General features: G+C 47.1%; 19 protein-coding genes and 2 pseudogenes. 16 read left to right on the top strand and 5 right to left on the bottom strand.

All coding sequences use genetic code 11. The annotated features are described in order from the left end of the window. The first annotated feature begins 5 nt into the window (after window positions 1-5). Window positions 6-782, top strand: coding sequence for an SDR family oxidoreductase (locus QUB33_RS13895; protein ID WP_333351217.1), 777 nt, complete (start codon window positions 6-8; stop codon window positions 780-782). A gap of 197 nt (window positions 783-979) precedes the next feature. Then, entirely contained in the window at window positions 980-2,038 is a 1,059-nt protein-coding gene (locus QUB33_RS13890; protein ID WP_333351216.1) for an NAD(P)-dependent alcohol dehydrogenase, read from the top strand. Between the two features lie 513 nt (window positions 2,039-2,551). Here QUB33_RS13890 and QUB33_RS13885 read toward each other — a convergent pair. Continuing rightward, window positions 2,552-3,844, bottom strand: a complete 1,293-nt coding sequence (locus QUB33_RS13885; protein WP_333351215.1) for a ribonuclease D — start codon at window positions 3,842-3,844, stop codon at window positions 2,552-2,554. A gap of 228 nt (window positions 3,845-4,072) precedes the next feature. Continuing rightward, on the bottom strand, window positions 4,073-6,790 hold the full coding sequence (gene gyrA / locus QUB33_RS13880; protein ID WP_333351214.1) for a DNA gyrase subunit A: 2,718 nt from the start codon (window positions 6,788-6,790) through the stop codon (window positions 4,073-4,075). A gap of 396 nt (window positions 6,791-7,186) precedes the next feature. On the opposite strand from gyrA, the gene QUB33_RS13875 reads away from it, so the two are divergent. The 5 genes from QUB33_RS13875 to QUB33_RS13855 all read left to right on the top strand — a co-directional run bounded on the left by QUB33_RS13875 (window position 7,187) and on the right by QUB33_RS13855 (window position 12,569). Continuing rightward, a complete protein-coding gene (locus QUB33_RS13875; RefSeq protein ID WP_333351213.1) occupies window positions 7,187-8,110 on the top strand; it encodes a histone deacetylase in 924 nt (307 codons plus the stop codon). A gap of 338 nt (window positions 8,111-8,448) precedes the next feature. Beyond that, on the top strand, window positions 8,449-8,637 hold the full coding sequence (locus QUB33_RS13870; RefSeq protein ID WP_333351212.1) for a hypothetical protein: 189 nt from the start codon (window positions 8,449-8,451) through the stop codon (window positions 8,635-8,637). A gap of 590 nt (window positions 8,638-9,227) precedes the next feature. Beyond that, window positions 9,228-10,250, top strand: a complete 1,023-nt coding sequence (locus tag QUB33_RS13865) for an ATP-binding cassette domain-containing protein (RefSeq protein ID WP_333351211.1) — start codon at window positions 9,228-9,230, stop codon at window positions 10,248-10,250. 887 nt (window positions 10,251-11,137) lie between these two features. Beyond that, a complete protein-coding gene (locus tag QUB33_RS13860; RefSeq protein WP_333351210.1) occupies window positions 11,138-12,028 on the top strand; it encodes an ABC transporter permease in 891 nt (296 codons plus the stop codon). A gap of 157 nt (window positions 12,029-12,185) precedes the next feature. Continuing rightward, window positions 12,186-12,569: a hypothetical protein gene (locus QUB33_RS13855; protein WP_333351209.1), complete on the top strand. Its 384-nt coding sequence runs from the start codon at window positions 12,186-12,188 to the stop codon at window positions 12,567-12,569. Window positions 12,570-12,686: 117 nt separating this feature from the next. On the opposite strand, the gene QUB33_RS13850 is transcribed toward QUB33_RS13855, so the two are convergent. Continuing rightward, window positions 12,687-14,045 (bottom strand): FAD-binding oxidoreductase, encoded by a 1,359-nt coding sequence (locus QUB33_RS13850; protein WP_333351208.1) that lies wholly within the window; start codon window positions 14,043-14,045, stop codon window positions 12,687-12,689. Between the two features lie 145 nt (window positions 14,046-14,190). Further along, on the bottom strand, window positions 14,191-14,940 hold the full coding sequence (locus QUB33_RS13845; RefSeq protein ID WP_333351207.1) for a class I SAM-dependent methyltransferase: 750 nt from the start codon (window positions 14,938-14,940) through the stop codon (window positions 14,191-14,193). A gap of 304 nt (window positions 14,941-15,244) precedes the next feature. On the opposite strand from QUB33_RS13845, the pseudogene QUB33_RS29670 reads away from it, so the two are divergent. The 7 genes and pseudogenes from QUB33_RS29670 to QUB33_RS13815 all read left to right on the top strand — a co-directional run. Next, window positions 15,245-15,859, top strand: a pseudogene (locus tag QUB33_RS29670) (Tll0287-like domain-containing protein); the annotation flags it as partial. A 138-nt stretch (window positions 15,860-15,997) separates the two neighbouring features. Further along, a pseudogene (locus QUB33_RS29665) lies at window positions 15,998-16,714 on the top strand (adenylate/guanylate cyclase domain-containing protein); the annotation flags it as partial. Between the two features lie 251 nt (window positions 16,715-16,965). Next, entirely contained in the window at window positions 16,966-18,375 is a 1,410-nt protein-coding gene (locus QUB33_RS13835; RefSeq protein WP_333351205.1) for an adenylate/guanylate cyclase domain-containing protein, read from the top strand. A 220-nt stretch (window positions 18,376-18,595) separates the two neighbouring features. Then, window positions 18,596-19,900, top strand: coding sequence for an adenosylmethionine--8-amino-7-oxononanoate transaminase (gene bioA, locus QUB33_RS13830; protein WP_333351204.1), 1,305 nt, complete (start codon window positions 18,596-18,598; stop codon window positions 19,898-19,900). A 17-nt stretch (window positions 19,901-19,917) separates the two neighbouring features. Beyond that, on the top strand, window positions 19,918-20,961 hold the full coding sequence (bioB, locus tag QUB33_RS13825; RefSeq protein ID WP_333351203.1) for a biotin synthase BioB: 1,044 nt from the start codon (window positions 19,918-19,920) through the stop codon (window positions 20,959-20,961). 234 nt (window positions 20,962-21,195) lie between these two features. After that, window positions 21,196-21,807, top strand: a complete 612-nt coding sequence (locus tag QUB33_RS13820) for a class I SAM-dependent methyltransferase (protein ID WP_333351202.1) — start codon at window positions 21,196-21,198, stop codon at window positions 21,805-21,807. A gap of 177 nt (window positions 21,808-21,984) precedes the next feature. After that, window positions 21,985-22,659, top strand: a complete 675-nt coding sequence (locus QUB33_RS13815; RefSeq protein WP_333351201.1) for an SDR family oxidoreductase — start codon at window positions 21,985-21,987, stop codon at window positions 22,657-22,659. A gap of 142 nt (window positions 22,660-22,801) precedes the next feature. On the opposite strand, the gene QUB33_RS13810 is transcribed toward QUB33_RS13815, so the two are convergent. After that, entirely contained in the window at window positions 22,802-23,281 is a 480-nt protein-coding gene (locus QUB33_RS13810; RefSeq protein ID WP_333351200.1) for a hypothetical protein, read from the bottom strand. An 82-nt stretch (window positions 23,282-23,363) separates the two neighbouring features. Here QUB33_RS13810 and petN point away from each other — a divergent pair, with 82 nt between their 5' ends. Then, a complete protein-coding gene (gene petN / locus QUB33_RS13805) occupies window positions 23,364-23,453 on the top strand; it encodes a cytochrome b6-f complex subunit PetN (protein WP_071883976.1) in 90 nt (29 codons plus the stop codon). Window positions 23,454-23,545: 92 nt separating this feature from the next. Further along, window positions 23,546-24,145, top strand: a complete 600-nt coding sequence (locus QUB33_RS13800) for a DJ-1/PfpI family protein (protein ID WP_333060307.1) — start codon at window positions 23,546-23,548, stop codon at window positions 24,143-24,145. Window positions 24,146-24,317: the final 172 nt, after the last annotated feature.

Genomic DNA, 24,317 nt, shown 5'->3' with positions numbered 1-24,317 from the left:
AAATAATGACGATGAAAAAGAATGAAGACTACACAGGAAAGGTGGCGTTTGTGACCGGAGCAGCGAGCGGCATCGGTCGAGCTGCGGCCCTGGCGTTTGCCCGTGAAGGTGCCAGCGTGGTGGTCGCTGACATCTCAGAACAGGCCAATCAAGAAACAGCTCGCACGATCGAAGAACTCGGCGGTCGGGCGATCGCCGTCAGGTGCGATGTGACGCGAACCGAGGACGTGAAGGCGGCTCTGGACAAGACCGTTGAGGCTTTCGGGCGGCTGGACTTCGCCTTCAACAACGCGGGCATCGAGCCGAGGAAGGCAGCTCCGACTGCGGAGTACGAGGAGGAGGAGTGGAACCGGATTATCGACATCAACCTCCGCGGCATTTTCCTGTGCATGAAGCACCAGATCCCGCTGATCCTCAAGCAGGGAGGCGGCGCGATCGTCAACACGTCCTCGGGCGCGGGAATCATCGGCATCAAGGGCAGCCCCGCGTACACCGCCGCGAAACATGGCGTGATCGGACTGACCAAGGCAGCGGCCCTCGACTACGCCGCGCAGAACATCCGCGTCAACGCCGTCTGTCCCGGCTACATCGACACCCCGATGATGGGTCGCTTCACCGGCGACACGGACGAAGGGCGCGCCAAGGTGATTGCCGAGGAGCCGGTCGGACGGATGGGCAAGCCCGAGGAGATCGCGGAGGCAGTTCTCTGGCTGTGCTCAGACGCGGCTGCCTTCATGATCGGCCACGCTATGGTCATCGATGGCGGCCAAACGGTGCAGTGATGTTCGCCGCCAACCCGATCGAACCCTAAACGCACGACGACAACAAAGCATTATCGCCATCGCCACCTTCACCGCCAACGGCGATGACTCATATTGCCACTCAGGACGTACTCGACGGCAAACCCGTGGACTGGCTGGAAAAGGTCAGCGACGAACAATACCAGGCGCCAAAAGTAAACAAATAGGAGCATCAACCCATGTACAACACGAAAGCTTATTCCGCAGCCAGTGCAACATCACCGCTAGCCTCCGACACGATCGCACGGCGCGATCCAACCGAACACGACGTACAGATCGAAATCCTCTTCTGCGGCATCTGTCACTCCGATGTCCATTCGGTGCGTAATGAGTGGAGCGACTTCATGTCTACTACCTACCCCATTGTTCCCGGTCATGAGATGGTGGGACGGGTCACTCAGGTTGGCTCGGCAGTGACGAAGTACAAGCCTGGTGATCTGGCAGGAGTCGGCTGCATGGTTGATTCTGATGGAACCTGTCCCCAGTGCAAAGCTAACCTTGAACAGTTCTGCCCTTCCCTGACCCTCACCTACAACTCCCCAGACAAGCACTTGGGAGGCGTGACCTATGGTGGTTACTCCGATAGCATCGTCGTTGATGAACGCTTCGTTCTGCGCGTTCCAGATAACCTCGATCTCGCCGGGGTTGCGCCGCTCCTCTGCGCCGGTATCACCACCTACTCGCCCCTGCGCCACTGGGGCGTCACTAAGGGCAAGAAGGTCGGCGTAGTCGGTCTTGGCGGGCTGGGTCACATGGGCGTGAAGTTCGCCCGTGCGTTCGGTGCCCACGTCGTCGTCTTCACCACCTCGCCCGGTAAGACGGAAGATGCGCTCCGCCTCGGTGCCCACGAAGTCGTGGTTTCCCGCAATGCCGACGAAATGCAAAAGCACGCTGGCAGCTTCGATTTCATCCTCGATACCGTCTCCGCCAAGCACGATATTAACGTCTATCTCAACCTGCTCCGCCTTGACGGCAACATCACCCTGGTTGGCGCACCGGAGAATCCCCTGGAGGTCTCGGCATTTAGCCTGATCATGGGCCGCCGCAGTCTCTCGGGATCTAACATCGGCGGCATCGCCGAAACCCAAGAGATGCTCGACTTCTGCGGCGAACATAACATCACCGCCGATGTTGAAGTCATCCCCATCCAGAAGGTCAATGAAGCCTACGAAAGACTGCTCAAGTCCGATGTGAAATACCGCTTCTGTATCGATATGGCATCCCTTAAATCTGAATAACCCAGGTGGAACCTCGAAGGACTAATCATGCAAACGCGCCAACTTGGAAACAGCAATTTGGAAGTTTCGGCGATCGAACTTGGCTGCAGGTAGGGCTGTTTCATTCTCAGGGAAATCATCGTTTTGTAGGGGTAGTGCCCCGTGCCTACCCTCTCCACGGACGAGGGAATCACTGTTTCAAATATCGGGGCAACCACCGGGGGTTTGCCCCTAGCTCGAATGAAACAGCCCTGCCCCAAAGCGGGGAAGTTCCACCTAAAGAACAAAGCAAAAAATACCACAGACGGATTACATGGATGCGTTGGCGCAAGATAGAGAGGACTGGGTGAATTATTTGGATAAATATTCTGAATTTGTACAAGAGTTAATGAATTTAACTCATAATAAACGTCGCTTTTATCAACAGGATATACAGGCTGCCACCCTTATTCGGTCTTATTCCTAGACCTTTTTGTCACCCTCCCAGCCCCCAGAGAACACAGAAAAATGAGAGGAAATGTGATATTTTAGTAGTTAAAACGGAATTTCTTCCTCTTCATCTTCCCCCGTCTTAGCCGTCATCCGCCAACTGGTAATATACTCAATTTGCACATCAATTTTGTTAATAGCTTCCCCTAACCGCTTTTGGATGTATTGAGTCAGCGTCACCATAAAATCTAACTCAACTCCCACAGATAGGGCAAGTTTTGTCAATCTAGCAAAATCTACCTTCAAAATCGAGGAACTGGATAACTTAAAATCGGGAGTATTTTCCTTATTGTGCACCAACATTGCTTTTTTAATGCGCTCTTTCAGATGCTCAACTTCTGAATCCAGCAACTTCCATTCAGGCAAAATTTCTTTGTACCTTTCACCCAATGCAGTTAAATCCTCACTCTCCGGTTCCGGCGCAATGTTCTTAGTAGATTTTCGCCGTTGCTGTAGGTTGGAATTCAACCGCAAACTAGCAATCTCCTCAACTTCCAAAGATGGATCGGCGATGAGTTCGCCTAACTGTTTTTGAATTTCTTTCGTCAGCGTTACCGGAAAATTTAACTCAATTCCCTCAGTTTGCGTCAGTCTTGCCAGGGTGAGAAAATCTACTTTCATCGTTAGGGAACTGGAAAGCTCAAAATAAGAACTGTCTTTGAGCTTCTGGGCTAGCATCCCTGCTTTAATCCGTTCTTTCACTTCAGCGATTTCTGAATCTAGCGGCTTCCACTGAGATTCTATTTCCTGATATTTTTCGCCCAATGCTGTCAAGTTTTCTGTTGCGGGCTCTGGGTAACATTGGGCAAGGATTTCTAGCAGGCGGCGATGCACTCCAGCTAAATAAACCGCGTCCATCTTGGCATATTCTAGCTGCTTCTGGGTCAGGGGACGCTTTGCCCAATCGCCGCTTTGTTCTGTTTTATCTACATAAGCAATGCCGCAAAGTGTTTCTATTAAAGTTTTGAGTTGTCGATTAGGTAATGGCAGAATGTAAGCTGGAATTTTTCTCGCCATTTTTAACGTGCAAGTGACATTTTGAGCGTCGTCATTGCCCAGAAATCTGATGTCATAGCTGGCGTTGTGCAAAACTTTTTCAATATCTGGATTGACCATGATTTGGTTGATGAAATCTTTGGTCAATTCAGGTTGATCCAAGACATCTAGTAGAAAAGTGGCATCTCCCGTGGAATCTGTGGAGTCAGCTAACACCTGAATCAGAGATAATCTGGGGTTGGATTTATAGTCAGCGATTTCTGTATCCACCCACAGGATTTTAGCTTGGGCAAATTTAGCAATGAGTGCTTTGATGTCGTTTGCTGCTGTTAAATAAGGCATTTTTACAGACTTTTGCTATTAACTTTTTGATTCTATTATGCTATGGCAATTATCGGACCGATTGTCAACAATAGCATTAAGGACACGGCAATGCCGTGTCCCTACATATATCTTTTCAGAATTAGTATTAAATGTTGACCAGTCTTGGAGGCAGAAACCGGGAATAGACGATCGCATTTTTACAATTCAGCAGTAAGGTACGCAGCGCGCACCTTACAAACTATTAACCTATGACTCTTCTACCGCTTCCTCAGATTCCGATTCTTCGATCGACTCTTCACCAGCAGGCGGCACTAAAGCCACAGCTACGATCGAATCATCCTCGTCCAACCGCTGCACCCGCACACCAGTTGCTGTGCGCGATTGAGTAGAAATTGCACTCACAGCCTGACGGATAATAATACCTCGGTTGGTAATGATCATCAACTCGTCATTTTCGTTTACAATTCGCAGGGCAGCTACCTGATCCTTACCCTTTTTCGACTTGAATTTAGTAGCAGTCAATCCTTTGCCCGCCCGTCTTTGTAGGCGGAATTGAGAAACTGGAACCCGCTTCCCGTAGCCGTTGGTGGTGATTACCAACACCGAAGGAACTTCGCTGCTAACTGTCGAAATTTCTTCGGCATCTTCGCCTTCTATTTCCTCGGCTTGCAGTTCTAATTCTTCGTCTTCCAATTCCGCATCTTCACTTTCCAATTCAACAATTTCTGCTCCTTCAAATTCCGAGTCTTCAGTTTCTAATAGAGCAATATTAGCTCCCTCAAATTCCGAGTCTTCAGTTTCCAAGTCAGCAATTTCGGCAACAATTGAACTCGGCAAAATGTCCATGCTGATCAACTCATCGCCCGATCGCAATTTCATTGATTTTACACCCCGCGTCGCGCGGCCGACTGGGCGCAACTGTTCGTGATTGGTGCGGAAATGAATTGCCATGCCTTGGCGCGTACCGATGATGATGCTATCGCCAACTTTTGCTCTCCGCACCCAGCGCAGTTGGTCGCCTTCTTCTAGAGAAATGGCGATTAATCCATTAGTGCGGATGTTGCCAAAAGCTGAAAGTGCGGTTTTTTTGATGTAGCCGCCGCGAGTCAACATTACCAAGTATTCTTCGCTGGTGAATTCTGTGACTGACACCATAGAAGTGATTTTTTCTTCTATAGGAATCGGCAGCAGTTGCACCACGGGAGTGCCGCGGGCTGTCCGGGAACAGATGGGAATTTGATAAGCTTTGACAGAGTAAACTACGCCCCTGTCGCTGAAGAACAAAACGCTGTCATGATCGCAGCAGGAAAGGAAATGTTCTACTCCGTCGTCTTCTTTCATTTTCGCGCCTGCTTTGCCGCGAGTAGCGCGACTTTGGGCCTCGAAAGTGCTGACAGGCATCCGCTTGATGTAGCCTTGCTCGGTGATCAGAATAATTGCTTGTTCGTTGGCAATTAAATCTCTTTCATCGATTTCTCCTTCGGCGTGTTCGATGACGCTGCGTCTAGGAGTGGCGATTTTGGTTTGGATTTCTACTGCTTCAAATTCGGCGATTTCTAAGATGCGTTCCCGCCGCGCTAAGATATCTTCCAAATCGGAGATTTTTGCTCGCAGTTCTTCGTGTTCTTGCTGAATTTTTTGCGCTTCTAATGCTGTCAAACGCCGGAGCTGCATTTGCAGAATTGCATCGGATTGCTGTTCCGAAAGACCGTAATTATCCATCAATTCCTGTTTGGCTGCTGCGGAGTCTGCAGCGGCGCGAATTAGGTGAATAATTGCATCTAAGTTGTCTAGGGCAATTAATAAGCCTTGCAGAAGGTGGTCGCGTTCTTCTGCTTTGCGGAGCTCATATTGAGTCCGGCGAGTAATTGTCTCAATGCGGAAATCTAGGAAGACATTGAGGAATTGGGAGAGCGTAAGTAGTTGGGGTTCCCCGTTTACTAGCGCTAACATATTGGCTCCAAAGTTGGCTTGGAGGGGTGTTTGTTTATAGAGGTTGTTGAGGACGACGCGGGGATAGGCGTCGCGCTTGAGTTCGATCACGATGCGCATTCCGTCTCTATCGCTTTCGTCGCGAATGTCGGAAATTCCATCTAATCTTTTGTCGTTGACAAGTTCGGCAATTTTCTCAATTAGCGCTGCCTTGTTTGTTTGGTAAGGCAATTCGGTGATAATAATTGCTTCTTTGTCGGGGCGGCCGGGATGTTCGATGGTTTCAATGCCGGCGACTCCGCGCATTGTAATCGAACCGCGCCCGGTGGTGTAAGCATCGCGAATGCCCCCTCTGCCCAGAATTTGCCCTCCGGTGGGAAAGTCCGGGCCGGGGATGTACTGCATCAATTCCAGGTCAGTAATTCCTGGATTGTGAATTAGTGCTACTAAACCGTCAATTATTTCGCCTAAATTGTGCGGCGGAATGTTGGTGGCCATCCCCACAGCAATCCCGGAGGAACCGTTGAGCAAAATTTGGGGGATGCGTGCCGGGAGTACGAGGGGTTCTTGCTGGGAACCGTCGAAGTTGTCGCCGAAATCAACTGTTTCCGAGTCGATGTCGCGCAGCATCGAGTCGCTAGTGAGAGCTGTCAGGCGACACTCGGTGTAACGCATTGCAGCGGGCGGGTCGTTGTCAACGGAGCCGAAGTTGCCGTGGCCGTTGATCAGGCGTTCCCGCATGGAGAAATCCTGAGCCATCCGCACCAGGGCGTCGTAAACCGCTGTATCTCCGTGCGGGTGATACTTGCCCAGCACCTCCCCCACGACGCGGGCGCATTTGCGGAAAGGTCGATCGGGAGTCAAGCCCAATTCGTTCATGGCGTAGAGAATGCGTCGGTGAACGGGCTTGAGACCGTCCCTGGCATCTGGTAGCGCCCGACCGACAATTACGCTCATGGCGTATTCCAAGTACGATCGGGACATCTCATTACCCAGATCCGTCGGGATTATCCGCGACTCAGAGGTGCTCATAGGTTGAAAAACTCCGTTAAAAATTTAAATTTGACGGCTATAAATCTCAAAAATGCGATAAAATCGGTTTGGATTCAGTAGAGCTGCCAAATATTGCAAATTACTCCTGAAATTATATCACAATTTGCCTTTGACTTTATGGGAAAGTTGCCAGAAAAATTAAGGGACGAAACAAGCACAATTGATAATTTGTCAGTTGGTGATTTTGTCAGCAGTTGGCAAAAGCTAAAAAGGTTTTTTTAGGCGGTCGGGTTTCATGCTTTCGTGAGCTTTTTTGACGCTCCTATAAGAAATTAAAATGGTTACTCGATCGAAATTTTAATTTCACAAAGCCGAAGGCCGAATTAAAGCAAACAGAAAATCTAAAATCTCAAATATTAACTCTAAAATCTGCTGATGCTACCCGTCATCTACTCCGACGATTTCTTGCTGCACAAGACTGGAATGCTTCACCCAGAGCGACCAGAACGTTTAACGGCGATCGCCAACGCTCTGAAAGCGGCTCCTTGGGCGACTCAAATTGAGTGGCAACTGCCCACCCCAGTGGCGCACCGCGAACAACAACTGTTCTCGGCTATCAAAAAAGTTCACTCGCAAAGATACATCAAAGAAATCGAACATTTGGCTCATCGGGGAGGCGGCTACCTCGACGGTGATACGCCGATTTCTGCTGAAAGTTACGACGTAGCGCTGCTAGCGGCGAGTGCTTGGCTCGATGGGGTCGATCGAGTGGTGGCTGCGGGGGAACCGGCTTTTGTGCTGGCCAGACCGCCGGGACATCACGCCGAAAACGCCCGCGCGATGGGTTTTTGCTTGTTTTCTAATGCTGCGATCGCCGCTCACTACGCCCTGGAACAGCCGGGAATCAACCGCGTCGCCGTCCTCGACTGGGACGTGCACCACGGCAACGGCACTCAATCTTTGGTGGAAAACTGCCGGCAAATTGCCTACTGTTCCCTGCACCAATCTCCGTGCTATCCGGGAACGGGAGATGCCGAGGAGCGCGGAGCCTACGACAACGTGCTGAACATTCCCCTGTATCCGGGCGGCGGCATAGCTGAATACCTGAGTGCCTTTGAATCTCTTGTCGTGCCGTTTTTGTCAAACTTTGAACCGGATTTGTTGATTGTCAGCGCCGGTTATGACGCTACTGCGTCCGATCCGCTGGCGAGCATGACTCTGATGCCGTCAGATTTCGGTACTTTCACCGGATACTGCCTGCAAATCACCCGCCGCATCGCCTTTGGTTTGGAGGGGGGTTACGCGCTGAAAGAGTTGGCCGAGTCGGTTGTGGCGACTATTGACCGATGCCTCAATTAGCTGCAAAATTGGCATAGGGGAACATGAGGTTTTGAGAAGCCATGAGGAGGGGATGGAGAGCTTTTGAGGGCGATAAGCGAAGCGATTATTTGGCGATCGCGCTTGATGGTCTTTTTCCCTCTGACTTCTGACTTCTTCCTCCTGACTTTAGTGACAAGGATCACCAATTTAAGAGATCCAAGTCACTTGGCATCAAAGTCTTGGTCACAGATTTTTAACCAAAAAATCACACCGTGTCAATGTTTTCGATCGCCTTTGGAGCCACTCCCAGAGTGCATAATACAAATACAACAAGCCTGTTAAAATTTTATCTGTCTCAATCAACAAGGAGGTTTATCATGTCAGTCTCCCAAATGACACTCGAAGAGTTATTTGGTCAGGTCATGTTCTCCAGCGTCGTGACTCGCCACGACCGGAGGCAGCTCAGATCTGCACTCTTAGAAAGAACGCTGAATGAAGATGAGTATGCCATCATCAACCGACTGCTCTACAACGTGCGTCGCGGTTGGATAAAAATTGTCGATTAAACACGCCACAGTCAACTCCGTTTAGGGGAATTAATACCATTTTCGATTTTCGATTAAAGAATGGGGAATGACTGATAACTATCGGGGTTTAGAGCTGCCACACAGTTACATTTTTTTGGGAACTGGTTAAAAGTAAAAATGGCAACCTGATGAAGTTTTCTGTGTTTAATACTTAGCCGGACAGTTTGAGGTGTTTGAGAGCGGTGTGAATTATCAAAATCGCGTTAGACATCAGCCTATAGGTAGAGATAATTATAAAATAACAGGTTTCGGGTGCATCTCTACTTGTTGAACAATTGTGAGTTTTGAGTTACTAACTGAGAAGTTATAATTAACTCAAAACTCATAATTTTTTGGAGCTAAGATTGGAGATGGGAGATTGGGAAAACTGATAAACATCAGGGTTGAGAACCGCTATAAAGTTAATATTTTTTAAACTGGCATTAAGAATCAAAACTATAAGCAGTTTCCGGTTGAGGAGGAGTGTGCGATCGTTACAAGCACAGCCAATCGCATTGGTCGATCGACCATTCCGGCAATTTGAGCCCGGAAGTGTCAAAATATTAACAACCAGTTCATCCCCAAAATATATGGCTCCCGCCGTTTTAATTGAAAATCTTCAGAAACGCTACGGCACTGTAGAAGCCGTTAAAGATGTTTCCTTCAAGGTAGAACCGGGGGAAATATTTGGTTTGCTAGGCCCCAACGGTGCAGGCAAAACCACAACCCTGCGGGTACTTTGTACTTTGAGTGCGCCCGATAGCGGACGCATTGAAGTGTCGGGCATTTCTGCTGTCAGTCAGCCGAGAATTGCCAGACAAAGACTAGGCTATGTCGCCCAAGAAGTGGCTCTCGATAAGGTGCTGACGGGGCGGGAACTCCTGCAACTGCAAGCAGCGCTTTACCATTTGCCGCGCAATACGATTAAAGGGCGGATTGACAAAATGGTGCAACTCCTCGGTTTGGAGGAGTGGGAAAATAAAAAGACGGGCACTTATTCCGGCGGTATCCGCAAACGCCTCGACTTAGCTGCTGGGTTGCTTCACCAGCCGGATGTTTTGGTGTTAGACGAACCGACTGTCGGGCTCGATATTGAAAGCCGGGTGGTAGTGTGGGATTTCCTGCGCCGCTTGCGGGAGGAAGGTACGACGGTTTTGATTACGAGTCACTATCTCGAAGAAGTTGACGCTTTGGCCGATCGCGTGGCGATTATTGACAAGGGTACGGTGATTGCTGAGGGCACGCCGGAGGAGTTGAAAAATCGGGTTGGGGGCGATCGGGTGACTCTGCGGATTCGGGAGTTTTCCCCGATCGAAGAAGCTGAAAAAGCTAAAAATCTGATGCAATCACTGCCTTTTGTGCAGGAAGTAATTGTCAACACGGCTCAAGGAAATTCTCTCAATTTAGTAGTAACACCGCAAAGCGATGCGCTGGTGACAATTCAGCAAGCTTTGAAAGATGCGGGACTTCCTACTTTTGGGATTGCTCAATCTCGACCGAGTTTGGATGATGTGTATTTGGCTGCGACTGGTAAGACGCTGTTGGATGCGGAGTTGGCTGCTGCTAGCAACCGCGATTTGAAGGCGGAGCAAAAACAGGCGATGCGATCGTAAATTATACCCACTGGTGGAAAGCGGCATCTCTAGGGACACGGCACTGCCGTGTCCTTCTAATATGGTAAATTGTCATTATCAGAGCAACCCTTCACGAAGCTCGCAACACTCTCGTTCAGGATGACAATTATAGGACTTACGCAAAGCCTCTATATATACCGTTTTGTATCGGCAATCCCTGTGGTAGCCCGTCTGTGGTGATGTTGCATCCAAGACTGTTTTATATAACATACTGCCCAATGGCATAAGAGTTTATTTTTCAATTATTATCCAGTTTGATAGCTGTGACTCTCTTTCAGAATTTTTTTCACAACGAACTTCCCGGATAAGTTCACAGATTTTATCGAGTGTCATCGGATAGGGATCGCGTGCTAATGAGTCTCTATGTCGCCGCAACTCCTCTCAATCAAAACCTGCTTTTAGGTTCTGAAAAACAGTGCTATCTGCTGTACAACTAACTGTAGATATATCCCCGTGCTTCAGTTGACTTTCAATCTCAGCCGAAATTTATAACTTACTGTCGGGATTCAAATAAACAGTAAGTAATATTAAATTGGCAAACTAATGATTGTAGGTGTTTAAAATTTATATTTTTCACAGTTACCGGCAAAGACTCCATAATTTTGACCAAAGTAGCGATCGCACTTGATGACATCAATTTATCCTCCAATCTTGTTAAGAGTTCCGAAACTAAATTAATATGTAGCGTTTACCCATTTTACTACAATTTTCTCCTTTCATTCCAGCTACTCGATGAAGAGCAATAGCAGCAGCTACCCCGCCCTCTCAACTCCAAATAGCCTATAATCAAAGCATCCTGCCAAAATCGCTTTCAACATATTTCCTGTAAACATAATCACAACAGTCAAAATCAACAACAAGCAATTATGAGCGGTACAGTTACATCCCCCAACAACCTCAACCAGCAGCGGCCACTCTCCACGGCATCCGCTGACACTTCCAGTTCCCTGCTGGGCGACTTCATCCAAGAAACACTCGCCTTAACAAAGCGCTTGTTTATTCAATTGCAGCGCCGCCCCTCGACGCTAGTTGCAGGCATTATTCAGCCCCTGATGTGGTTGGTTTTGTTCGGAGCTCTGTTTGAAAATGCACCCGCAGGCTTGTTCGGCGAAAGCCAGAATTACGGTCAATTTCTCGGCGCTGGTGTAATCGTTTTTACTGCTTTTGCCGGGGCGCTGAATGCTGGTTTGCCGATTATGTTCGATCGCGAGTTCGGATTTCTCAACCGCTTGTTAGTCGCGCCGTTGGCTTCGAGATTTTCGATCGTCCTGGCTTCGGCTATTTTTATCGTCACCCTCAGCTTTATCCAAACCGGCACAATCGTTACAGCGGGCGCGTTTTTGGGCGCGGGATTCCCCGGAATTGCCGGACTAGGGGCGATCGCCCTAATTGTCCTACTATTAGTTTTGGGGGTCACCGGCTTGAGTCTGGGTTTAGCCTTCGCTCTCCCCGGTCACGTAGAATTAATTGCGGTAATTTTTGTTACTAACCTGCCGCTGTTATTTGCCAGCACAGCCCTCGCGCCGCTGTCATTTATGCCAGAGTGGCTGCAAGTGGTGGTGACTCTCAATCCTCTGAGTTACGCGATCGAACCCATCCGCTATTTGTACCTGCACAGCGATTGGTCGCTAGCAAGTGTCGTCATGCAAGCTCCTTGGGGTAATGTTACCTTTGGAGGAGCGCTGTTAGTATTGCTAGCCTTTGATTTGGTGGCGCTGCTGAGCATTCAACCGCTGCTGAAACGCAGGTTTGCTTAGGGCGATATCTGTTCAACTCATTAGTCCTCTTGAGAGGACTTTAGCTATGAGGCAGGGGTTGAAACCCCTGCCGGACTTGGGAGTGGTACAATGTTTAGTCGCAACTCAGAATATTGTTTAGATAGAATTGTTTTTTTGAAAGTTCAACAAATAAATTATGAACACCAAAACTTCCAAATCCGGCAAATTGATGATGGGGATTGCTGCAAGCGCGATCGCATCCTGTACTCTGTTATCGCCTCAAGCAAGCTTCGCTCAAGCCAGCGGTTTAAATAATGCCCAACCGCTGCAAGACTTTCAAACTCAAGACAATACCGACCCATTTTCCGGCCGCAGCAGCGGCAGCGGAATATTTGATTTAATTCACCGATCCAATTTGGGAGGCGGTCGCAGCATGGAAGAATTTAATAGCGAACAGCGCCAAAATTTGAACGATGCGGCCGCAGAATTTCGCAACAAACAGCGCCTATTACTGGAAAAGCAAGCTGTACCTTCAGAAGGGGCGATCGCACCTGCAGAAATTACCGCCCCCGTCCCTTAAATTTACAACTGCTGTTTGCTCATTTCTCAGTCCGCGTGGGCGAAGCCAGCGCTTAGGCGGACTTCGTTTGTCTAGCAGCGATTTCAAGATCCGAATCTTATCTAAAAACCATCCCCCTTAATCCCGTTCCAACCACGCCCGCATTTTACCCGGATTAAGCAAACCGTAAGGATCGACCAACTCTTTAAACTGCAACTGTTCCACATTAATACTTTTCATCCCTCCATCTTCCAATATATAAGTGTGAGGATTAGCAATCATTGCACCTTGCTCTTCGTGATAGCGAATAATTTCATTGAGCCGTGATTCCGTAGTGTAGCGAACTATTTGCAAAGCCGCAGCGATCGCCCTGCCGTTCATCCGCAAAAACTCCAAGTGCATCATCACCTCATCCCCATAATAATTGTACAGTTCCTCAATCAATTTCAAACCTCGATCGGGGGGAAAAATCGTCTGCAAATAAGTCAGAGACGGGTCAGCGCTGCGAGCGTGCAGAGTTGTATGATTCCAAGTAAATTCAGCAAGGGCTGCACCTTTGCTCGCTGCTTGCGCGTTTTTTTGATAGCAAATTATGCCGCCATATTCGCGCACCAAATCTTGCAGCGGTTCCAGACAAGATTCAGCTACCATTAACAAAGCGCAGTGCTTACCTTCAGGAATGTCCTCGCGGAAAGCAGCAAAATAAGCAGGAATCGGCCAAGCACAAACACAAATTAATTTTTTGATAATTCCGTCAGCATCGCCCAAAGCTTGACCGAAGTTTGCCGATGTCATAAAATCGTCAAAAGCGACGATGATTTCCGCCCAAGGATAAGCAGGGGCGAGGGGAATTTCTAACTCAGTAATAATCCCATTTGTGCCGTAAGCGTGATTGACTTTTTGCACTTCATCGCCCCGCAATTCGATGACGCGGGGATCGTCTTCCATTGTAACGACTCGAACGGCATGAAGATTTCCCCGATCGCGCAATTGCCCGTAAGTTATCGAACCAATTCCCCCGCTACCGCCGCCGATAAATCCCCCAATCGTTGCGGTGCGATATGTTGAGGGAACCATCCGCAATTCCCAACCAGTTTCTCGCGCTTGTTTGTCGAAAACCGACATTTTCACCCCTGGTTCTACGCAAGCTAAACCCGATTTAATCCAGCGGATACTGTTCATTTTGCTGGTATCTAAAATGACGCCGCCCTTGAGGGGAATGCACTGCCCGTAATTGCCCGTTCCTGCACCTCTAACAGTTAGCGGAATTTTGGATTTAACGCAGGCTGCAGCAATCCGCAAAACTTCGGCTTCGCTGGCGGGACGCACTACTAAATCTCCTGTTTTATCACTTAAGAGAGGTTGCAAAACTGGACTGAAGTGATAATAGTCTTGAGATAGCTTGACAACTTGCGTGCGATCGCTAATTATTTCAATTCCCGAGAGTTCCGAAGAAAAAGCATCCCAGTCAATACTTTGAATCGCATTTGCAGTCATTTTGTTTCCTCAATTCTGACAGGATTATATATTTTTTCAAACATAACTGAGTAACACAAAATACTAACAGCAATGTTTCTTTAAGCAGTAAGGTGCTTATGCACGCACCCTACATATTGAAGTTCTGCCTCCAAGACTCCTTTCCTCAATTAACAAATCCCCCAAACACTGCCATACCGTAGTATTTCCAAGGCACTGCAACAGTCTCAAATCTAGCATTTACCAGCATTTCCAACTGTGCCGAAAGTGTAGCTAGGCGATCGGGATTAGAATACCCGTAAGAGACACTCTTTCCCACATTTGCGCGAATTTGTGCTAAGGTTTCCCCCTGATTTAGCGCCCAATCTTCTCGCGCCGCTTGATAAATATCTTTCATTGCTGCTGATTCTGCTAAAATAGGATCGCCATTCCAAAAACAGCCGCCAGCATTTAAACTTCCGCGAATGCGTTGAAACAATTTCAACTTCATCTCATCCTCAAGATGATGAATTGCCAGAGATGAAATGCAAGCATTGAATTTATCGCCCAAGCCTGATAAATTTGGATTGTTCGCCCATTCTCCAAAATCCATTTCTATGCCAGTCCACCGGGCTGCGTATCCTGCCGACTCTATTTTGGCGCGGGCAAAATCAAGCATTCGCGGCGAGTAATCGACAGCCACTATTTCCGCAGATGGGTAGCGTTTGAGAACTTTTAAAGTGAGTTCCCCCGTACCGCATCCGAGTTCTAAAATGCGATGATTTGTGTTAGCAATGCAGCCTGCTACTACATCCAGCATTTCGTCATATTTAGGTAAAAGTCGCCGAATGCCCGTATCAAAATCAGCAGTATTGACGAAAACTTCTCCCGGAAAAATTTCCTTGTTAGTAGGTGAGGCAGTAGAGTCAGAATTCACGATCGCCAACCATAGACTACAATTGCTATCCTAACCGAGATAAAGCAAAAAGTGCGTGAAGTAGGGACAGGGCACTGCGGTGTCCTTAACCGAGCATCTGTACTTCACTCAACAGAAAATCCCTATAAAGTTATGGGTATTCTTACGGATAAGCGAAACACTCGCGGTAAACCATAATTAACCCTCCGTTGCACCCAGAGAGTCTTGGTTTACCCCGGACGCCAGCAAAATAGTCTGAACAAGCAGTGTTATGTTAGTAGTGCATAAATTGAAATAGAGATTAAACCTCAGGCTTGAGGATACCATGCGCCAATTGATTTCTCGCAGTCGGGCTGCCATCAGCCAATTAATTTATAAGCGCATTCTCCTTGCGGTGACAATTTTATTTTGTGTAGGTGTAGGAGTAGCGATGGCAAATATGTCTCGTCTTTCCTCCACCCTAATCGAATCGCAAGCCCTCCAAAATGCCACCCTCTATGCCCAAGCTGTTAAAGAAGCCCGCACCCTTTACAGTTCCAATGTTGTTAGTCCTCTAAACACCGCTGAAGCAATTAACTTTACCCACGACTACAACCCGACAAAAGTAACAGTTCCCGTACCAGCCAGTTTCTTAATAGAACTAGGCAACAATATCACAAAAAAAAATCCCGAAGTATCACTTCGTCTCTATAGCAACTACCCGTTTCCCTGGCGACAAAAAGAAGGCGGAGCCCGAGACGAGTTTGAACAGCAAGCTATTACCTATTTGACGCAAAATCCGACAGAAAAATTTTTCCGCGTTGATGATGTTCGCGGCAAACCCGCCTTTCGATATGCCGAGGCAGATATTCTAAGTTCTAGCTGCGTGAACTGTCACAATAGTCACCGTGACAGTCCTAAAACTGATTGGAAAGTGGGAGATGTGCGGGGGATATTAGAAATTACTCAACCTCTCGATACCATCACTCAACATACTCAAAGTGAACTTAAAAACCTGTTTTTACTGTTAGTAGGACTTTCCGTTTTAGGAGTTACAGGCTTAACTGTATCTATCAGCAGGTTGCGCCAAAATGCTAAACAATTAGAACAGCGCGTCTGGGAACGCACGGCACAATTGCAAGAAACTAATGTAGAATTGGTAAAAGAACAAGAAAAGAGCGATCGCCTGCTGCTCAATATTTTACCCCAATCCATTGCTACCAAGTTAAAAGACGGTCAAAGCAGTATTGCTGACGGCTTCGCAGAAGTCACGATTTTGTTTGCAGATATCGTGGGCTTTACCGTGCTTTCAGCACAAATATCTCCCGAAGAACTGCTCAAGTTTCTAAACGAAATTTTTTCAGCCTTCGATAGCTTAACGGAAAAGTACGGCTTGGAAAAAATCAAAACAATTGGAGATGCTTACATGGTAGTGGGAGGTTTGCCAAATCCCAGCACCAACCACGCCGAAAGCATTGCGGAAATGGCTTTAGATATGCAGGAGGAATTAGCAAAATTTAATGCCAAACATCATGCAGGAATTAACATTCGCATCGGCATCAATACCGGGCCGGCAATTGCGGGGGTTATTGGCACTAAAAAATTTATTTACGACCTCTGGGGCGATGCCGTCAATACCGCAGCGCGCATGGAATCCCACGGAATTGCCGGCGCGATTCAAGTCACACAATCAACTTACGATATCTTGCAAAATAAGTATCTGTTTGAAGACAGAGGAATTATCCACATCAAAGGCAAGGGCGATATGAATACTTATCTGCTTGCAGGCAGGCTAGTCAGCGCAGTTTCGGTTTGATTTGTTTATTATATTATGAAGGGGTCTGCTAGTTAGTCCGGAGTCATCAGTCATTAGTTGTTAGCCCTTAGCCAAGAACTAACAGTTAATGCCTGCTGGCTTTTGACTGCTGACAATTACAGGAATTACACAGGGGATGTGAGAACCAGGTTTCTGCGCGGTTGCTTCGTTGACAAACCAAAAATTTATTACGAGAAACCGGGTTTATTTTCCTATGTCCTACATTAGCCATTGGCAAAATAGTAAGTTTTATGTTATCGCGGATTTTATCATTTTTGAAATTTTTCAAATCTCGCTTGTCTAGGCAAATAGCTTTGTGGGTATTTGCTAGCATTCTTGTCATAGAGGGAATTATTTTAGTTCCCTCTTATTTTCGGCGAGAAAATGAACTTTTAAGTCAACTGGAACAGGTATCTCGGGCGACTGTTGATTCCCTAGAGTTTTTGCTACAAAAAGATATTTCCGATCGCACTTTCTTGGAAGAAGAAGTAAAAAATATTACTCAGGATTCTCAAGTAGTGTTAGGACTATCTATTTACCAAGCTAACGGTCAGCTAATATATACACTTGGCGAAGCGCCAGAAATCAGTTTACAGCAACTAAAAAAATCTCGTATAGTTCACCATCACAATTTCGATGGCAAGCGCTACGATATTGCTTGGACGGAGCGACATTTTGGAGGCGATTACATCTTAATCGTTCGCCACGATGCTTCCACGGTTCAGCCGGAGCTCTACGCATTTATCGAACGCGTTGCTATTCTAGTCATCATTATATCAGCCTTTGTCACTTCTGTGACTATGTTCTTTTTAGGGGTGACAGTAATTGCACCTCTCTTGAGATTGCGCGATGACTTGATCGCTGCTGGAGACGCTTTGAGCAAAGATCGAGAACAACCTGATTTCTACTCTCTGTCTGTCAAGCGCGATGACGAGTTGGGAGAACTCATGGTCGCATTCAATCAAATGTTTCACCGAGTATACAAGGAAATCGCACAGCGGAAACAAGCTGAGGAAGTATTGCGCGCCGAACAAGAAAAGTCGGAACGTTTATTACTAAATATTTTACCGGCCATGATTGCCGATCGCCTAAAACAAGGTCATATAAATATTGCAGACGGATTTGCCGATGTTACGGTTTTGTTTGCTGATATTGTCGGCTTTACAGAAATATCTTCGCGCACGTCTCCTGAAGAATTAGTCGAATTGCTTAACAAAATATTTTCAGCTTTCGATCGCTTGAGCGAGCAATACGGGTTAGAAAAAATTAAGACGATAGGCGACAATTATATGGTAGCAGGCGGTTTGCCGCTTCCCTGTACGAATCACGCCGAATCTATGGCCGAAATGGCCCTGGAAATGCAGCAAGAAATTATGAAATTCCGCGAATGCGATAAACCTCTCAATATCCGCATTGGCATTAATACTGGGTCTGTTGTAGCAGGTGTCATCGGCACTAAAAAGTTTATTTACGATTTGTGGGGAGATGCTGTGAATACAGCAAGTCGCATGGAATCTCAGGGACTGCCGGGTAAAATTCAAGTTAGTCGCTCAACTTATGAACTGCTGTCCGATAAGTATTTGTTGGAAAAGCGCGGTAAAATTAACGTTAAAGGCAAAGGAGCAATGACGACTTATTGGCTGAAAGGCAGAAAATTATGACTGACCAATTTAACCATCGGCTTGGAATACTTGATATGGCAGCAGACGTTGCAGGGCAGCAGCCCTCAACACCAAACTAGATTTTTTTAATCAACCGCGAAGACGCTAAGGGCACGAAGGAAGAGATGAAGCAAGAAGAAAGAAGAAAAAATAAAAAGTTCACAATTGAGTTAAAATTGCTATATTAAGATGCGAATTGGTATTAGTTAGATGGGTAAAAATGACGGCAAATAAAAAGCATAATTCTTCAAGCTCACCGATTTGGCAGCCCTTCACGCAAATGAAAACGGCTGCCCCGCCGCTGAAGGTAATTCGCGGCAAAGGATCGGTGCTGGAATTAGCAGACGGGCGGCAAATTCTCGACTGCATTTCTAGTTGGTGGGTGACTGTTCACGGGCACAGCCATCCGGTTCTCGCCGAGGCTCTTTACGAACAAGCCCAAAAGTTAGAACACGTAATCTTTGCGGGATTTACTCACGAACCAGCCCAGAAACTTGCTAATAAATTGCTGGCTCATACGCCTGCTTCTTTAACGCGGATTTTCTTTTCTGATAACGGATCGACTGCTGTTGAAGTTGCTCTAAAAATGGCATTTCAATATTGGCGCAATCTCGGAGAAACTAACCGCACTAGCTTTATTAGTTTTGAGGGAGGTTATCACGGCGATACTGTGGGCGCGATGTCTGCTGGCAGAAGTTCGCTGTGGTGGGAATCTTTTGCACCTTTAATGTTTGCTGGGGATGTTGTTCCTTTTCCGGCGACTTTTGACGGCGATGAGGAGGTGGAAAGCAAAGAGGCGGCGAGTTTAGAGAAATTGGAGTTTTTCTTAAAGCAGGGCGGCTATGCGGGAATCTTTATCGAACCTTTGGTGCAAGGTGCCGGGGGAATGCGAATGTGTCGCCCTGAGTTTTTGCAGGCGATCGCACAACTTGCCCGCCAGTTTAATGTATTGTTGATTTACGATGAAGTAATGACGGGTTTTGGTCGCACGGGCGAACTGTTTGCCTCTGTTAAATCTGCAACGAAGCCAGATATCCTGTGTTTGTCTAAAGGATTGTCTGGCGGCTGTTTGCCAATTGCTGTCACAATGGCATCGGAGGATATTTATCAAGCTTTCTGGCGAGATGAATCGGACAAAGCTTTTTATCACGGTCATTCTTATACCGGAAATCCCTTAGCTTGTGCGGTGAGTGTAGCATCTATGGAGCTTTTGGAGCAAAACCCAAATGTTTATCAAGGGATGGAAAAACTGCACCGCAAATATCTGAATCAATGGCTGAGAAATCATCCTAAACTCGAACGGATTCGGACTTGCGGCACTATCGCAGCAATGGATGTGAAAACGGAAAGCGTTTCCGGTTATTTTAATGACATCGCTCCTCTATTGAAAGCCAAATTTCTCGAAGCGGGGTTTTTGCTCCGACCCTTGGGAAATACGCTTTACTTGATGCCTCCCTACTGCATTTCTCCTGATGAACTAGAATCGATTTATCGGGTGATTCGTCAGGTTTTGGATACTCTGTAAACCCTTTAATTTTAGTAATGAATTTACCCAATTGGAACGATTTGGCTGACGACGCGCTGGCGGGCAAATGTATCTCTCGCGAGCAATCTTTAGCCGTATTGCGCGCACCGGATGAGGTTTTGCTGGAACAACTAAACGCAGCTTATCGGGTGCGCCGCCACTACTGGGGAAACCGAGTCAGGCTGCACTATTTGTTAAATGCTCAAAGTGGCCTTTGTCCTGAAGATTGCCATTATTGTTCTCAGTCCAAAATTTCGACTGCGGAAATTGAGAAATATCCGCTTTTAGCTAAGGAGAAAATTCTGGATGCCGCCCAACGCGCCGCAGATTTAAAAGCAGGTACGTTTTGTTTGGTGATTTCGGGTCGCCAACCTAACGCATCTACTTTCGATCGCGTTTTGGATGCTGTTGAGACTGTGAAGGCAAATTATAACCTGAAAATTTGCGCTTGTTTGGGATTGTTGAGCGAGGAGCAAACTCATCGCTTGGCAAAAGCGGGAGTCGATCGCGTAAATCACAATCTCAATACTTCCGAATCATATCACTCGGACATTTGCACGACTCACACTTTTGGCGATCGGGTTGAAACCGTCGAACACGTAAAAGCAGCGGGAATCACAACTTGTTCCGGCGGAATTTTGGGGATGGGCGAATCGGATGATGATGCGATCGATTTAGCGCTTTCGCTTCGCAAGTTGGGCGTTACTAGCGTGCCGATCAACTTTTTCATTCCGATTCCCGGTACGCCATTTGCAGATGTGAACAGGTTAACTCCCCGCCAATGTTTGCGAATTCTCTGTTTGTTCCGATTTTTGCTTCCCAGTCAAGAAATTCGGATTGCTGGGGGACGGGAGGTGCATTTGCGATCGCTGCAACCTCTCGGACTCTACCCTGCTAATTCTATCTTTGTTGGCGATTATCTCACAACTCCCGGACAAGCTGCCCATCAAGATTGGGACATGATTCGAGATGCAGGGTTTGCGATCGAATCCCCCGAAGGTTCTCTCTTAGAAGTTGATTCAGCAGTTACCAAAGCTGAACAAAAAACCCTGGCTGTTTAACTCTTATACCAGTTTTCAATCGGATGAAATAGAGTAGGACACGGCCGTGCCGTGTCCCTACCCAATATCTATATTTTACGTTTACGCATGGGGAAGAAAAACCGGGTTTCTGAGGTAGCAAATGGGTAAGCCGTAAGTTCTTAACTTGTAGCCAGAAACCCTTATTCTACGGTTGACATTTTTCAATCTCAAATCTCAAATCTCAAATCTCAAATAATACAAGAGGGGGAAATTGTGGACAAACGCGAAGAAACTACGATCGCAGAATACCAGCTAACTGCCGAATCCTTCCGAGAAGGAACTTGGCATCACGACGTATCCCAAAATCGATCCGCACTGACGGATGCTATGCCGCGCAATCCCGGTAAAATTCTCGATATAGGATGCGGGCCGGGACGAGATTTAGTAGCGTTCAAGAGCCAAGGGCACACAGTTGTAGGCTTAGATGCAACTCCGGCTTTTGTAGAAATAGCAAAAGAGTTGTCAGGATGCGAAGTTTGGCAGCAATCTTTTCTGAATCTCGATTTGCCCGAGGCAGAATTTGACGGTATTTTTGCGAATGCTTCCCTGATTCACGTTCCCAGCGACGAGATGGTGAAAGTGCTGCAAAACTTGCACAAAGCCTTAGTTGTTAGCGGTGCAATTGTCATGTCAATGTGCCGGGGAAACTGGGAGGGATACGACGAGCGGCCAACCGGAAAACGCTATACTGCCGGATGGGAATATCATACTTTAGCGCCTTGTTTAGAACAAGCGGGATTTGCAATTGTCAATCACTACTATCGCCCCCCCGGCTTACCGCGCGAAGCTCAATCTTGGGTAGTAATAGTGGGCAGAAAAATCTAACGTAAATGGGAAATTGGAAATGGTAATTGCGAATCATTCCCCTCTCTTACTCTGCGTACTCTGCGCCCTCTGCGGTTAAATAAAAAAACTACTTCACCAACCAATTGACAGAAAATTGTTGTATAATAACTCCCAGTCAAACAAACAAAGTTTTGCACCCCTTAAATCAAAATTGATATGGCAGAGAAATTCCACATTTTTTTAGCTGGTGCTAGTCGAGGAGTCGGCTTAGAAATCGCGAAATGTCTGACAGCACAAAAGATGCAACTAACAGCACTTTTGCGATCGTCCGCCACCAGCACCGAATTAGAAGCAATGGGCATCAAAGTCCTGACTGGCGATGCTTTGGATGCAGCAGCTATGGAAGCTGCGATGGCTGGCGGCGATCCAATTCATGCCGTAATCAGCACAATTGGCGGCTTGCCAAAAGATGGAGAAAGATCCGATTATTTGGGCAACAAAAACTTGATTGATGCGGCTGTCAAAGCAGGCGTGCCAAAATTTATTTTAGTTTCATCCATCGGTAGCGGTAACAGTGCCGCTGCTTTGCAACCGCAAGTTTTGGAAACTTTGGGTCCGGTCTTAATTGAGAAAGAAAAAGCCGAAAATCATTTGATAGCAAGCGGGATGATTTATACAGTGATTCGTCCGGGCGGACTCAAATCGGAACCTGCAACAGGCAACGGTATTTTAACAGAAGATTGTCTAGTTGCTGGAACTATTCACCGGGCGGATGTAGCGAAGCTAGTTTGTCAGTGTTTAGTTTCTGATGCTGCTAGCAATAAAGTTTTGTCGGCGGTAGACAGGCAAATGCTTTACGGCAATCCACAATTTGAGGTATTAAATCTTTAGGGGCGGGTTTAGTGCAAAAATAAGCTGTATCGCATCTAAATTGTATTTTTTGGGCGGGCTAGGAGCAACGGCCCACAGGAAAATTGAACTTTTGTGGAACAGGCATCTTGCCTGTTCTTAAAAATGCTGCAAGATTTGGCACTTAAGAATCGAAAGGCTTAATCCACGATCGCCCCATCGCCCAATCCAAAACCAAACCCGCGATCGCAAACAATACTACACTCTCGGCACCGCGAACAGCAAACGGCAATAACTCCTGTAGGGCGGGCATCTTCCCGGGTTCAAAAAACAATCCAGCATCCAACTGTCCAAAAGCCCGGACCAACCCAAAAGCCAACACCGCACCAGATTTAAGCTGCGGGTTAACATCTTGGCGAATCGCATAGCGGTAAGTCACGCCGAACAAAAAACCGCCCAAAAGTGCGATCGCCCCTCTGAAGGCAAAATTTAGGTCAATTTCCCTTACCTGCAAACTCGCCAGAGAATCCAACCTATCCGCTAGAATTAAGCTATTACCAAGGGCGATCGCCCCAAAACCCAGCAAACAAGACAAAGCAGCAACACTCCCTGCCTTCAAAGATTCTACCCGTTCAGCGGCACTAAAATTTGACGAGTCCTTCACGGCGCCCTCATTCTTAAAATGGCTCAAATTGACTTATCATAAGGTTTGGAGTCACTTTGTACAGTTTGTTCAATAAATAGCTATGGATATTTTGTCACTCGGTTGGGTTTCGGTGCTAGTTCTGTTCTCCTTCTCAATTTCAATGGTCATTTGGGGACGCAACGGTTTCTAGATACCAGAATAGCTTGCGGGGCAAGCTTTTTAACGGCCCCGCATTTTTTGGAAATCCTATTTAACCAAATCAAAATAACAGGAGTTGTAAACATGACAGCCAAAAAAATATTAATGCTAGTCGGCGACTTTGTAGAAGACTACGAAGTAATGGTTCCCTTCCAAGCACTGCAAATGGTAGGTCACACCGTCCACGCCATCTGCCCGGACAAAGCAGCAGGCCAAACAATTCGCACCGCTATTCACGACTTTGAAGGCGATCAAACCTACAGCGAAAAACCCGGTCACAACTTCACTTTAAACGCGACTTTTGACGAAATCAACCCGGCCGACTACGACGCTTTGATTATCCCGGGAGGACGCGCCCCAGAATACATCCGCCTCAACGAACAAGTGCTGCAAATTACCCGCTACTTTGCCAACAGCAAAAAGCCGATCGCATCTATTTGTCACGGCTTACAGGTTCTAACTGCAGCAGGCGTACTCGAAGGCAAACGCTGCACCGCATACCCCGCTTGCAGCCCCGACGTACTCCGGGCCGGCGGCAAATATACAGAAGTTCCAGTTACCGAAGCCGTAGTCGATGGCAATTTAGTCACCGCCCCCGCGTGGCCAGCACATCCTAACTGGCTGGCCGAATTCCTAAAAGTTTTGGGAACGAAGATCGAACATTTAGAGAAAGTCGAAGTGTGACTATTTTCACAGTCAAAGTTAAACCTACAGCCTATTCCAGGTTTATGAAGTACAGTAGCAGCAGCTTGTAAACCAGTTTTTCAAGTGCTGTGGATGGCGTTGCTGAATCAAGGTATGAATACTGCCGGAACGGGAACATCCTGAAATTTTAGGTAATGTATTAATAATTTAA

It is taken from the genome of Microcoleus sp. B3-A4, assembly GCF_036705385.1.
Classification (GTDB): Bacteria; Cyanobacteriota; Cyanobacteriia; order Cyanobacteriales; family Microcoleaceae; genus Microcoleus.
The sequence above is the reverse complement of the archived record's forward strand: the minus strand, read 5'-3'. Positions and strand labels throughout refer to the sequence as shown.